The 13,570-nt window shown below is 31.1% G+C and carries 12 protein-coding genes; 9 read left to right on the forward strand and 3 right to left on the reverse strand.

All coding sequences use genetic code 11. The annotated features are described in order from the left end of the window. Window positions 1–4: 4 nt before the first annotated feature. From sat to VJ881_06515, 5 genes are all read left to right on the forward strand, one after another. Window positions 5–1,162: a sulfate adenylyltransferase gene (sat, locus tag VJ881_06495; GenBank protein HKL75699.1), complete on the forward strand. Its 1,158-nt coding sequence runs from the start codon at window positions 5–7 to the stop codon at window positions 1,160–1,162. A 21-nt stretch (window positions 1,163–1,183) separates the two neighbouring features. Further along, window positions 1,184–1,816 (forward strand): adenylyl-sulfate kinase, encoded by a 633-nt coding sequence (cysC, locus tag VJ881_06500; protein HKL75700.1) that lies wholly within the window; start codon window positions 1,184–1,186, stop codon window positions 1,814–1,816. Window positions 1,817–1,974: 158 nt separating this feature from the next. Continuing rightward, a complete protein-coding gene (locus VJ881_06505; GenBank protein ID HKL75701.1) occupies window positions 1,975–3,372 on the forward strand; it encodes a DASS family sodium-coupled anion symporter in 1,398 nt (465 codons plus the stop codon). A 94-nt stretch (window positions 3,373–3,466) separates the two neighbouring features. Further along, a complete protein-coding gene (locus tag VJ881_06510; GenBank protein ID HKL75702.1) occupies window positions 3,467–3,970 on the forward strand; it encodes a hypothetical protein in 504 nt (167 codons plus the stop codon). Window positions 3,971–4,161: 191 nt separating this feature from the next. Beyond that, window positions 4,162–5,622 carry a methyl-accepting chemotaxis protein gene (locus VJ881_06515; GenBank protein ID HKL75703.1) on the forward strand — a complete coding sequence of 487 codons (1,461 nt, stop codon included), beginning with the start codon at window positions 4,162–4,164 and terminating at the stop codon, window positions 5,620–5,622. A gap of 21 nt (window positions 5,623–5,643) precedes the next feature. Here the strand turns inward: VJ881_06515 and VJ881_06520 are convergent, their stop codons facing one another. Together VJ881_06520 and VJ881_06525 are read right to left on the reverse strand one after the other, a co-directional pair. Beyond that, entirely contained in the window at window positions 5,644–6,444 is an 801-nt protein-coding gene (locus tag VJ881_06520; protein HKL75704.1) for a response regulator, read from the reverse strand. A 14-nt stretch (window positions 6,445–6,458) separates the two neighbouring features. After that, entirely contained in the window at window positions 6,459–7,133 is a 675-nt protein-coding gene (locus VJ881_06525; GenBank protein ID HKL75705.1) for a HesA/MoeB/ThiF family protein, read from the reverse strand. A 115-nt stretch (window positions 7,134–7,248) separates the two neighbouring features. On the opposite strand from VJ881_06525, the gene dapD reads away from it, so the two are divergent. The 4 genes from dapD (at window position 7,249) to VJ881_06545 (ending at window position 11,456) form a co-directional block, all read left to right on the forward strand. Beyond that, complete coding sequence (gene dapD, locus VJ881_06530; protein ID HKL75706.1) at window positions 7,249–7,980, forward strand: 2,3,4,5-tetrahydropyridine-2,6-dicarboxylate N-acetyltransferase; 732 nt, start codon at window positions 7,249–7,251, stop codon at window positions 7,978–7,980. 23 nt (window positions 7,981–8,003) lie between these two features. After that, entirely contained in the window at window positions 8,004–9,194 is a 1,191-nt protein-coding gene (locus VJ881_06535; GenBank protein HKL75707.1) for an acetylornithine/succinylornithine family transaminase, read from the forward strand. A gap of 16 nt (window positions 9,195–9,210) precedes the next feature. Next, entirely contained in the window at window positions 9,211–10,398 is a 1,188-nt protein-coding gene (locus VJ881_06540; GenBank protein ID HKL75708.1) for an amidohydrolase, read from the forward strand. Between the two features lie 110 nt (window positions 10,399–10,508). Continuing rightward, entirely contained in the window at window positions 10,509–11,456 is a 948-nt protein-coding gene (locus VJ881_06545; protein HKL75709.1) for a nitronate monooxygenase, read from the forward strand. A gap of 89 nt (window positions 11,457–11,545) precedes the next feature. Here VJ881_06545 and VJ881_06550 read toward each other — a convergent pair whose 3' ends face one another. Beyond that, the gene (locus tag VJ881_06550; GenBank protein ID HKL75710.1) at window positions 11,546–13,321 is read right to left on the reverse strand and encodes a methyl-accepting chemotaxis protein; all 1,776 of its coding nucleotides are present in this window, start codon (window positions 13,319–13,321) and stop codon (window positions 11,546–11,548) included. Window positions 13,322–13,570 lie beyond the last annotated feature (249 nt).

Raw genomic sequence — 13,570 nt, forward strand, 5'->3', positions numbered from 1 at the left:
TAAAGTGATAGAAGCACATGGAGGCAAATTAGTTAATCGAATAGTTACAGGAGATAAAAAGCGTCAATTAAAGGAAAAAGCAGCTGAGATGCCAGCTTTAAAACTGGATTTTGATGAGCTGACAGCAGTTGATAATATAGCAACAGGTTTGTTCAGTCCTTTAGAAGGATTTATGGGAAAAGAAGATTATAATAGTGTTGTTGAAGATATGAGACTTGCAGATGGTACTGTCTGGAGTATTCCAGTAGTATTAGGTGCAGCTCAGGAGCAGGCTTCCCAATTAAAAGAAGGTGAAGATGTGGCTCTTTATTTTGAAGAAGATGATGAGTTATATGCTATTTTACATCTTGAAGAAAAGTATAAATATGATGATAAAAAGGAAGCAAAAGAAGTATATACAACAACTGAAAAAGAGCATCCTGGAGTAGCTAATGTTTATGAAAGAGGAGATGTTTTATTAGGTGGTGAAATAAGTCTTTTAAAAAGAGTAAATTATGATAATTTTAATGATTATCGTAAAACACCTGCAGAAACAAGAAAAATGATAGATAATAAAGGTTGGGATACTGTAGTTGCTTTTCAAACCAGAAACCCAATCCATAGAGCTCATGAATATCTGCAAAAATCATCTTTAGAGATTGTAGATGGTCTTTTCTTGAGTCCACTTGTGGGAAGAACTAAATCAAGTGATATTCCTGCAGATATTAGAATTGAAAGTTATGAAACTGTATTAGATGAATTTTATCCTCAGGATAGAACAATGATGACTGTCTTTCCGGCAGCAATGCACTATGCCGGTCCAAGAGAAGCAATTTTTCATGCTCTCTGCCGCAAAAATTATGGATGTACCCATTTTATAGTAGGTAGAGATCATGCAGGAGTTGGAGATTATTATGGTACTTATGATGCACAGGAAATTTTTGAAGAATTTGAAGATGAAGAAATAGGTATAACACCTCTTAAATTTGAATATGCATTTTACTGTGAAAAATGTGGAGGTATGGCCAGTGGCAAAACCTGTCCTCACTCTGCAGAAGATCACATTTACTTAAGTGGAACAAAGGTAAGAGAACTTCTCCGTAATGGTGAAAGACCACCAGTGGAAATGACCCGTCCTGAAGTATCAGATGTACTTATAAAAGGTATGGCAGATAAAAACTAAAAATATAATGGAGTGATAATAATGAAAAATACTGAAGAACCAAAAAATATTACCTGGGCAGAAGGAAAAGTACAATTTGAAGATCGTTGTGAAAATCTAGGACAGGAAGGTATGGTTATCTGGTTTACCGGACTTTCAGCTTCTGGTAAATCTACTATTGCAATTGAATTGGAAAAAGCCTTAGTTGAATATGGTAAAGCTGTTTATCGACTTGATGGAGATAATGTTCGTCATGGTTTAAATAGTGACCTTGGATTCTCTCCCGAAGATAGAAATGAAAATATACGTAGGATTTCTGAAGTAGCTGCTCTTTTTAAGGATGCAGGTATGATAACACTTTCTTCATTTATTTCTCCATATCAGGAAGCCAGAGATTTTGCTCGGGAAAGAGCAGGAGAAGATAATTTCAAAGAAATTTATGTTAAAGCAGATGTTGAAACCTGTGCCCGTAGAGATCCTAAAGGATTATATGAACAGGCTATAAATGGTGAGATTGATAATTTTACTGGTATTTCTGCTCCTTATGAAGAACCTGAAAATCCTGATCTTGTTCTTGATACCAGAAAACTTAGTGTTGAAGAATGTGTAGAACAGGTTTTAGAATTAATTGGAATTCAAATTCCTGTTAGAGAAGCAGCAGGTGGAAGTGAATAGATTTATAGATTATATAATATTTTTTTAAAAAATAGAGGATTAAATTGCTCTCATCTAGAATAATATAATAAATGGAGGGTTTAAAATGAGACTATTTAATATAAAAGAAAATGTTTTTAAGAGAATAAGAACAAATGATAATATGGTGAATATTTTTTATGCATATTAAGGATTTAAAAAAGAAGATCATTGTTCTGATAGGGATTATCTCATTTTTCGCTCTCCTGTTGATGCCCAATCCAGCTGATTTATCTGTAGAAGGTCAGAGGGCCTTAGCTGTATTTGTATTGAGTCTTTCCCTCTGGGTAACTAATTTTTTACCACTTGCTATTACAAGTTTAATGGGGATAGCACTGATACCACTTCTACACATAATGAGTCTGGAAACGACATATGCTACTTTTGGAAATAACGCTATCTTTTTCATTTTAGGTGCTTTAATGCTGGCGGCTTCTTTATATAAAACCGGTTTGGGTACAAGACTTGCTTATAAGTTGATTACATATTTTGACCACAAACCACGCCGTATATCTGTAGGTATTTTATTATCTTCAGCTGTATTATCTTTTATAATGCCTGAGCACGCAGTGGCAGCGATGTTATTTCCAATAGTATTTGAGATAGCTGAGACCCTTGAATTAAAGCCATTAGAAAGTAATTTTGGTAAATCACTCTTTTTATCAATGGCCTGGGGAGCAGTTATTGGCGGTATTACAACTTTTCTTGGTGGAGCGAGAAACTTACTGGCTGTAGGTATTTTACAGAAAAACTATGGTCTTTCAATAGGATTTTTTGAATGGATGAAATATTCTTTACCATATACAATATTTCTTTTAATAGCAGCTTATTTTATGATTACCAGAACTTTTCCATCTGAGATTGAAACAGTTGGACCTGCTTTTGATAAACTTAAAGGTAAAATAGAAAATATGGGAGATTTATCATTTGATGAAAAGAAATTAGTTTTTGTATTTATAGCAGTTATTTCAAGTTGGATATTCCTGTCTGGTCAGGTTGATATTTCGGTTACTGCTATTTTAGGTGGAGTAATGATTTTTGTACTTGATATCCTTGATTGGAAGGATATTGAGGAATATATTAACTGGGGAGTTATTTTGATGTATGGAGGAGCAATTGTAATTGCTACTGCTCTTACTGATACTGGAGCAGCAAAATGGATTGCTGATCAGGTATTTTCTGTAATACCCTTAACTCCAATTGTTTTCATCTTCCTTTTTGCTTTAGTGACAAAACTATTAACTGAAGGTGTAAGTAATGTTGCTGCAGTTGCAATTGTAATACCTCTGGCATTTAGTGTTGGTCAGGTATTAGGCTTTAATCCAGTGGCTATTACCTTATTAATTGCACTTCCAGGTGGACTTGCTTTCTCACTACCTATGGGAGCACCACCAAATGCTATTGCATTTTCTTCAGGTTATTTAGATTTAGCTGAAGTATTTAAGTTAGGTTTATGGATGAATTTAATCTCTATTATAGGAATTTACCTTGTGAGTAAACTCTATTGGCCTCTTGTCGGCTTAGAGCTAATTCCTTAATTTGCATTTAAGTCCTTATTATGATTATAATATTATCAATAAGTTTTTGATAGAAAAGATCCTTTCCCTAAAAAGGTAGGAGATGTGATTTGAAATGAAAAATTTAAAGAAAGTAATGTTAGCAATTTTAAGTGTGGTAAAACCTGATGAAGCAATTGATAGGGCTATTAAACTTGCTAAAGAAAAGAACAGCAAATTGTATATAGCTCTTTTTATCAAAAAAGAAATTCCTGATCCTCTAAAAAAACAGATGATGTATTCTGGCTATCTTGGCGAAAAAATACAAAAAGATGTAAAAGAAACTATTCGTGACAAATATAGTAATAGAATGGATGAAATCCAGGATACGATAGAAAAGAGGGCTAAAAAAGAAGATGTTGAAATAGAATTAGAAATTATAAATAAAGCATCTCTGATGAAAGGTCATGATTTAGTAGATAATAATAATATTGACTATATTGTAATTAATTATCAGGATGATGAATATATTTCACAGGTTTTTTCTAAATACTTTAAACAGGACTTTATAGAAGACCTGGGAATTCCATATGAACTATATTTAGATGGTAAGAGGAATGAAATTAAAAGGCGGAATTAATCCGCCTTTTTCGTATTTAATATTATTTTAAATTAGATGTATTATATTTTATAAAAGGTTGTTTTCAGACTCCTCCTGAAAATGGCCTTTTGTTTTTTAAAAAGGAATAAATAAGTTTTTGTAGAATAATAATTTAACAGGATAATAATATAAATTTTGGAAAATAATCTAAAAAGGGGAGTGGGAGAGAAGTGGATAATTTAGTCTGGATTTTGAGTTTAATTATTGTTATTGAAACAATCTATATTTTAAGAATTAAAGGAAATAAAAAAAAGGAGATTAAAAAAGTTGGAGAAGAAAAGGAAACAGATAGAAAATTACTAACTTCACTTTTTGAAATTGCTGATCAATTAAGTTTGGTAAGTGATAGCTTAAATGAAGAGATAGAAAAAGAGATAGAATTAGCTGAGGATTCTTCAGCAAGTAGTGAGGAAATTTCAGCAGGAACGCAGGAATTATCTTCAGCAATTGATATTATTGATGATAACATTTCAGAATTGAGAAAAGCTCTTGAAAATACTGAAAGTGATATTTTAGAAATTTTGGATTCTACTCAGAATGCTCAGGATCAGATTCTTGATATTAATGATAGATTTGAAGGATATACAGCTACTGTCAAAAAGGGTAATGATAAATTAGATACTACTGTTCAGGGTATAGAAGAATTTAATGAAAACATGAAATCTATTGAAGAGATATTATATGAAGTTGATGAAGTTGCTGAACAAACTAATCTTTTAGCACTTAATGCATCTATAGAAGCGGCTAGAGCAGGTGAAGAAGGGCGTGGATTTGCAGTAGTTGCAGATGAAATAAGAGAACTTTCTACTCAAACACAGGACCTTTCTGAAGATATTAAAGAAATAACTAAAGAATCAGGCAATAAATTAAATAATGTAATAGAGAAGGTGAAAGAGACTTCTACAGAAATGGAAAAAATCAATAATGATAGTGAACAAATAAGTGAAGAATTAAATAATATAAATGAATTAACTGAAAATATAGTAGTAACTTTTAGGAATAATGTTAAGGAGTTAAGCAGTCAGGTTGATAACACTAAAAGTATAGGTGATAGTGTCCAGGAAATAAATAAAACTGCTGAGGAGATATCTAATAGTATTGAAAATATTGCCGAGATTATGAATGATATTGCCAGTGGTATTAATGATCTAAAAGAACCGGCAGACATTATAAATAGCAGTTCTAATGAACTTTATAAACAGGTTAGTGAAGAACAAAAAGATATTAAATTAAATGAAGAAAAAAGAACTGAAATTATCAAAATCAAAGATAAAATAGAGGATCAACTTAGTAAAAATAAGTTTAAAAATCTAAATTATGATTTTATAAAAGATAGATTATATGAATTACTAAATAATAATAATGTTATAGAGCTATTTGCATTTTTTGATAAAAAAGGGAAAACTATTATAGACCTTGTTAGTAATAAAGTGGAAACAGAAAATACTACTGGTTTAGAAAAAAAGCATAGAACCTGGTTTAATAAAATTATTGAAGGTAAAGATTATTATATTTCTGATCCCTATTATTCTTCTGTGACAGAAAAGCCATGTATAACTCTAAGTTTACCGATTAAAAAAGATGGAGAACTAAAAGCAGTACTGGCAACTGATATCCAAATTAGTAATTAATAAATAATTATTTAAAATTTATTAGTATAAATTTAATTGATGGAGTATTTCCTTTTTGTATTTATTAGTTTTTTCATAATCAAGTTTTTCAGTAATATCATCAGGGAAAGTGCTAGTAGTTATTTCAGTAATATCATCTATTGAATCTGAAGTATTTAGACCTTTTTCCAGTCTATCTTTTAGTTTTTCAAAGCCTGCTTTATTAGTGAGAGGGAGCAATAAGACAAAGATATCTTCTGAAATGGAATAAGCTCTATCAATATCTCTAATCATAGAGGTAGTTGTTTCTTTTAAATCATTGATTTTTTCATTATCCTGAGAAGTAAATTTAGCCAGAGAAAAGGATAATTCATTACGCAGGGTGCGATTTATTTCCATTGAAAGACTATTTTCTAATGATGATAATTGTTTTGTAATATTTTCAGGTTTTTTATTATTAGAAAATTCATTAGTGGATAATATGGTATTTAATTTATCTATGATAAATATTTTATCAAATGGTTTTAAAATATAATCCGTCGCGCCCAATTTTAAAGCTCTCATAATAGTTTCTCTTTTATTATCAATACTTATCATGAGGACCGGGAGATTAGGATAATTTTCGGATAAATATTTAAGTATTTTAAGACCACTTATATCTCCTAAATAGACATCTAAAAATATAACATCAATTTCATCTAAAGTTATGTTATCAGAAAAGCTATTTAATTTTATTTGTTTGAAGTTAGTTGCTTCCAAAACTTTATGGTCTTCACTATTTAAAATATCTTTTATTTGTAATCTGATTAAAGCTGAATCATCACAAACTAAAATATTAGCCATTTTGATCTCTCCTTTTAATTTAATTCCACAGTATCAATTGTATTTTGATTAAGATCAATAATAAGTAATTTGTTTAATAAAATATCATCTTTATTAAGATAGACCTTTATTCCTTCAATAACCTGAATAGATGCTATGACAGAAACAACTGGAGAAAAAACTGGTGGAGATTCATTTTCATTTTTATCAGTTACTCCAAAAATTTCCTTTAATGAGACAGTTTTTCCTGGAATAATAGCAGTAATTTGGCCATACCAGGATTGAACTCCTCCATGAATTAAAGGAAGATTATTTTTTCTTGCAATTTTTTCTAAAGCAAATCTGGATGAAAAGTTGTCTAAAGCATCAAAGATTATATCGACATCATCTGGTATTTCTAAGTTTTTATCTATTTTTTTTTCGAAAATCTTTATTTTTGTATTTAGTTCAAAACTATCAAGATGTTCTTTGGTTTTTTTTACTTTACTTTTTCCAATATCATTTTTACCATAAAAAAGCTGGCGATTAAGGTTACTTTCAACAATTTTATCATAATCATATAAGTAGATTTTTTTTATTCCAATTCTTTGTAGTTGTTGGGCCTGATTTGTACCCAGTCCTCCTGCTCCAGCAATGAGAACTACCATGTTTTTAAGTTTTTTCTGTTCTTTATTATTAAATAAAGGATTTTGCCTCTGGAGTATTGACATTTGCAAACCTCCTATGAGATGATATTAATACTTAATTACTAATTCAAGTTTTAAGGATAAAATCCTTTTATTTAATAATAATGATTTCAAAAATGTAAAAGAAAGGATGATAATTATGAGTAAAAAAGAGGAGAATAATTTAGAGAGTGCAAAAGAAATTGCCAATTTTATTAAAGAGGCAGAGAAATCGACTCCAGTAAAACTATATGTTAAAGGTAAATTGATAGGAATTGATTGTTCTAAAGTAAGATTTTATGGTGATGAGAAGAGTGGAATTATTTTTGCTGAATTAGATGAGGCAAAGGCGTTTTTAGATAAATATGAAGAAAAAATAGATGATTATGAGTTAGAATACAATCGAAGAAATTCTGCAATACCTCTGCTGGATTTAAAAGATGTAGAAGCAAGAATTGAACCAGGGTCTATTATTAGAGATAAGGTAAAAATAGGGAAAAATGCTGTAATTATGATGGGAGCTGTCATCAATATTGGAGCTGAAATTGGTAAAAATTCTATGATTGACATGAATGCAGTTGTTGGAGCTAGAGGTATCATTGGTGATAATGTTCATATTGGTGCAGGTTCAGTTATTGCTGGAGTACTTGAGCCCCCAAGTAAAACTCCTGTGATTGTAGAAGATGGGGTGATGATTGGTGCCAATGTTGTAGTTTTAGAAGGAGTGAAAATTGGTAAAGGAGCTGTAGTTGCTGCTGGCTCAGTAGTTACTGAAGATGTACCGGCAAATAGTGTTGCAGCTGGAACTCCAGCCAAAATAATTAAAGAAAAAGATGCTCAGACTATGGAAAAATCTCAAATACTTAATGAATTACGTGATGGAAATAGTTAATATCAAATAAGAGGAGGTCAAGAATGTCTGAATTGCTTGCTCAAGATAAAAAATATCTATTAAATGTTTATAATAGAATGGAAATAGAGATAAAAAAAGGCGAAGGTTCCTACCTAATTGATAATGATGGAAATAAATATCTTGATATGTTTAGTGGTATAGCTGTAAATGGTCTTGGTCAGAACCAGGAAAATATAAAGGATAAAATAAAAGAACAACTTGATGATTACATTCATCTATCTAATTATTTTGCTTCCAGACCGGTTGTCGAACTTGCCCATCAATTAGTGGATAATACTTTTGCAGATAAGATATTTTTTAGTAATTCTGGAAGTGAGGCAAATGAAGCTGCCTTGAAACTGGCCAGGCTTTATGCAAAAAATATAGCTGAAGATAAAACAGAGTTTTTAGCAGCAACTGATGCTTTTCATGGAAGAACAATGGGTAGTTTATCACTCACAGGTAGAATAAAATATAGAAATAAATTTTCTCCTTTAGTACCTGAGATCAATCATTTTAATTTTAATGATGGCAAAGATTTAAAAGAAAAAGTTAGTAAAAAAACTGCTGGAGTGTTTATAGAAATAATTCAGGGAGAAGGGGGAATCCATGAAATAAGTCAGGATTTTGTGGATACTCTTCTTGAACTTTCAGATAAATATAATTTTTTGATTATAGTTGATGAAATTCAGAGTGGAATGGGCCGTTCTGGAGATTTTTTAGCTCTGGAAAAATATGATTTTGAGCCTGATTTAGTAACTATGGCTAAATCTTTAGGTGGAGGTCTACCCCTTGGTGCTATACTTGTAAATAAAAGATTGAAGGAGGTTTTTTCTTATGGTGATCATGGCAGTACTTTTGGGGGTAATCCTCTCGCCTGTGCTGTCGGAAGCGAAGTTGTTAAAACCATAACTGATCCTGATTTTCAAAAAAGTATGGAAGAAAAAAGCAAGTTTTTATTAACTGAATTAGAAAAGTTAATGAAAAAATATCCTGAAATCATTAACGAAATTAGAGGTAGAGGGATGATGCTTGGCTTAGAAACAGGAGAATATGGTAAGTTGATTAAGAAAAAGGCAAAAGATAAAAATCTTCTTTTAAATTTAACAGATGAAACTGTTATTAGGCTTTTACCACCTTTAAATATAAAAAGAGATGAAATAAAGGAATTTTTGAAAATATTTAGAGAAATTTTAGCAGAAATAAAAGGATAAAAGGTGAATTATAGTTATGGAAAATAATTTATTAAAATATATAAAAGATAAAGAAATAGCTGATTATTTTGCTGAATATAAAAATGAAGTTGTGGAGATGAGAAGAGATCTACACAAAATACCTGAAATAGGATTTGAAACTAAAAAAACAGCTGATTATTTAAAAGAAAAATTATTAAATTATGGATTTGAAATAAAAGAAGTTCTAAAAAATGGATTAATTGCCTATAAAAAAGGAAGTAGTTCAAAAAAAGCAGTTGCTTTTCGAGCAGATATGGATGGCCTTAATTTAAGTGAAAAAACTGGAGTAGACTTTTCTTCTACTAATCCAGGTAAAATGCATGGATGCGGCCATGATGGGCATATGACTATTTTGCTTAATTTTGCCAGATATCTAAGTGAATTTTATGAATTGAAAAGAGATGTTGTTTTAATTTTTCAACCTGCTGAAGAAAGTCCAGGAGGAGCTGAACCACTGGTAGAGAGTGGGATTTTTACAGAATACAATATTGCAGCTACATTTGGGCTTCATATCTATCCAGGTCTTGAAGAAGGTAAAATTGGGATTAAAGCCGGTCCTTTGACTGCTCAAAGTGGTGAAGTGGATATAGAATTAATAGGTGAGGGAAGTCATGGAGCTCAACCTCAGGATGGTAAAGATGCTCTCTTTGTAGCCAGCCAACTCCTTAGTAATTATCAGGGGATTATTAGCCGTAATTTTGATCCTCTAAAAAGTGGAGTGGTGACTTTTGGTAAAATGGAAAGTGGTAGTGTCCGCAATGTGCTAGCTGCAAAAGCAAGACTGGAAGGTACTATCAGGGCTTTTACAGAAGATAAATATGAGTTAATTAAAAAAAGGTTAAAAATGATCAATGAAGGGATGGAAAAAGCTCATGACGTAGAAATTGAAATGGAGATTAGGGATTTTTATCCTCCAGTAAATAATGATCAGAATCTTTATGAGATGATTGATAAGATATTAGATGATAATGAAAAGGTTAATATGGGGGCTTTGATGATAGCTGAGGACTTTTCATATTATCAAAAAGCTGGCCCGGGGTTCTTTTTTATGCTTGGTTCCCAAAACAATAAAAAAGGCTTTACTTATCCTCTTCATAATGAAAAATTCAATTTTTCTGAAGCAATAATTTTCAAAGGAATTTCACTTTATATAAGGTTGGCAAGAGAGATTGAAATAATCTAATAGTCTAAAGACTTGTCTAATTTGCTATTTGTCGAAATTTAAGATAATATAATAATGAAGCTTAAAGAAATACTGGGAAATAAGTGAGCTAAAATAGTATTAATGAAGGGGTGTATGAAATTAATTTTCCAAAATTAGAATTAGGTGATTTGAAACCGAAATTTCCGATTATTCAGGGTGGAATGGCTATTAAAATTTCTATGGCCGGACTTGCCAGTGCTGTGGCAGAAGAAGGCGGTATAGGTCTGATTGCTGGGACTGCACTTACTGTTAAAGAGCTTAAGGAAGAAATTAGAAAAGCAAAAGAAAAAACTGATGGTATAATTGGTGTTAATATAATGTTTGCTGCTAAAGATTTTCCAAAATTAATAAAAGAATCTATAGCATCTGGAATTGATTTAATAGTGTCAGGAGCAGGTTTTTCTAGAGATATGTTTACTTTAGGTAAAAAAGGAGATGTTCCTGTTGTTCCTATAGTTTCTTCTGTAAGATTGGCAAAAATATCTGAAAAATTAGGTGCAGCTGGTATTGTTGTTGAAGGTGGTAATGCTGGAGGTCATCTTGGTACTGATCGTGATAGCTGGGAACTTATTGAAGAAATTAAAGATGAGGTTAGTATTCCAGTTATAGGTGCCGGTGGTGTTGTAACCCCGCCAGATATGAAAAAGATGTTTGACATGGGGGTAGATGGAGTACAGCTGGGAACCAGATTTTTGGCAAGTGAAGAAGCTGATGTAGCAGATGTTTTTAAAAAAATGTGTGTTGATGCTGATAAAGAAGATATAGTTAAAATAATGAGTTCAGTTGGATTACCAGCAAATGCTATAAAATCTAGATTTACAGAATTGATTAAAAATGGAGAAGCTCCACCACCTGCAGATTGTAATGAGTGTTTGAAAAAGTGTACTAAAGAATTTTGTATAAGAGATGCTTTACTTGCAGCTCGAAAAGGTGATACTAAAAATGGAGTTTTCTTCACCGGTGAGGATATGTATAAAATAAAAGAAATTTTATCAGTTAAGGAAATTTTTAATCGTTTTAAAGAATATGATGGATAATAAATTTTCTTAAGTGAATAATAGAACCGGGAGGAATTAATATCCTCCCGGTTTATCTTTGAAAAATTATTTTCAAAATTTTATATAATTTATTCAATTACAAATTGATCAATAAGTTTATTTAGATTATCTGACATCTCAGCCAATCTATCTGCAGCTGAAACTATTTCTTCAGTTGAAGCAATCTGCTCTTCACTTGAGGCTGCGACTTCTTCTGCATTGCTGGCTGCTTCTTCACTTACAGCTGCTACATCGCCGACCATATCCCTAACACTATCACTTAACTCATCCATTTGTTGGGTTTTAGAATTTACATTTTCAATTAACTGATTTAGATTATTTACAGCATTTTTGATGTTGGAAAATACTTCTCCAGTACCTTCTATTACATCCACACTTTGATTTACTGCTTCTTCAGTAGCATCCATTTTTTCTACTGCATTATCTACACCTGTTTGGATTTCAGATATTAATTCTGAAATATTTTCAGTTGCCTGTGAAGATTCTTCAGCAAGTTCTCTTATTTCATCAGCAACTACACTGAAACCTCTTCCGGCTTCACCAGCTCTAGCAGCCTCTATAGCAGCATTTAATGCAAGTAAATTTGTTTGTTCAGCTATACTGTTAATTAACTCAATAATATCTCCAATTTCTTCAGATAAATCACCTAGAGAATTAATTGTGTTTGCTATATCGTTTGAATAACTTTTTACTTTATTTACCTGTTCTACTGAACTTTCCATAGAATTAGTTCCTTTATCTATATTGTCAATAACTTCTTCAGAAGAATCATCCATTTCATCTGCCATACCTCTTGTCATTTCTATTTGTTCTATAAGTTCATTGATAGCACTTTGACTTTCTTCTATTTGAGCTGATTGTTCTTCTGCACCTGAAGCTACATTTTCAATAGCACTTCCAACCTGTTCAGCTGTTCTTTCAACTTCCTGGCCTGAAGCAGATAGTTCTTCACTTTGTTCTGAAAGTTCTTTAACATCATTTTTGATTTGTCCTATCATTTTTCGCTGTGATTCAATTGTTGTATTATATGCATCTGAAAGTTTTCCTAATTCATCATTATTATTAACATCTAACTTATGAGTAAGATTACCTTCAGCAACATAATCCATTCCCTTTAGAACTTTATTTATTCGATTTGAAATGTAGTTAGATATCAGATAAATAATTACTCCCACTATTACTGTTCCTATGAGCAGAGCAATAATTAATACCATAAAGATATTTTGAATAACACCCTGTAAAGTAGATTTAATCTGCTGTAAACTACTATTTATTATTGAATCATATGTACCAGCTCCAATAAAAAAGTCTGTACCTTCAACAGGTGTTACATAACCAATTTTTGTTTCTTCTTCACCAGTTTCAGGGTTAGCATAAATATATTCTACATAACCGCCACCTGATTGGGCTTTTTCAGATAAAGCTCTTAAAATATATTTACCGTTTTCATCCTGAATATCCCAGCGATTTTCACCTACCAGTTCCGGAGTTGGAGGCAATGAAATTGTATTACCGTCATAATCATAAATGAAAAAATATCCTGCTTCTCCAAAGTCGACATTTCTATTATATTCTCTAATTAATTCCTGTAATTCTGATTCAGACATTTGGCCTTTGTTTTTATTATATAATTGGCTAATAAAATTAGCAGTAGCATCTGTTGTATCTTTTATTCTATCTTTTTCTTTAGCAAGTAGAAATTTTTGTACACTATCATTATTTTTTTTCTGAAGATTGTTAAATTGTTGGTTCATAAGAAAAACCATTATTAGCATTGTAATCAAAAAACTTAAACCAATGCCTAGAAATATTTTTTTGCCAATATTTAAGTTTTTTATTTTCATTTTTTTCCTCCTCAACTTCATTTCATATTGTTTATAGTATGCAAAGTATATCATTTATTCAATTATAATACAATGAATTATATGCTATCATTAATAATTATGTAATTAATTTTTGACATTAATTTTAAAAGCAGATAAACTTATTTACAAAGGATTAATAAGTTTGTCTGCTTTTTTATATTAAATTGGGGAGGAAAATTTAATGGAAAAATATATTCTTGCTATTGATCAGGGAACTACAAGTTCCAG

The sequence above is a fragment of the Halanaerobiales bacterium genome (assembly GCA_035270125.1).
Lineage (GTDB): Bacteria > Bacillota > Halanaerobiia > Halanaerobiales > DATFIM01 > DATFIM01.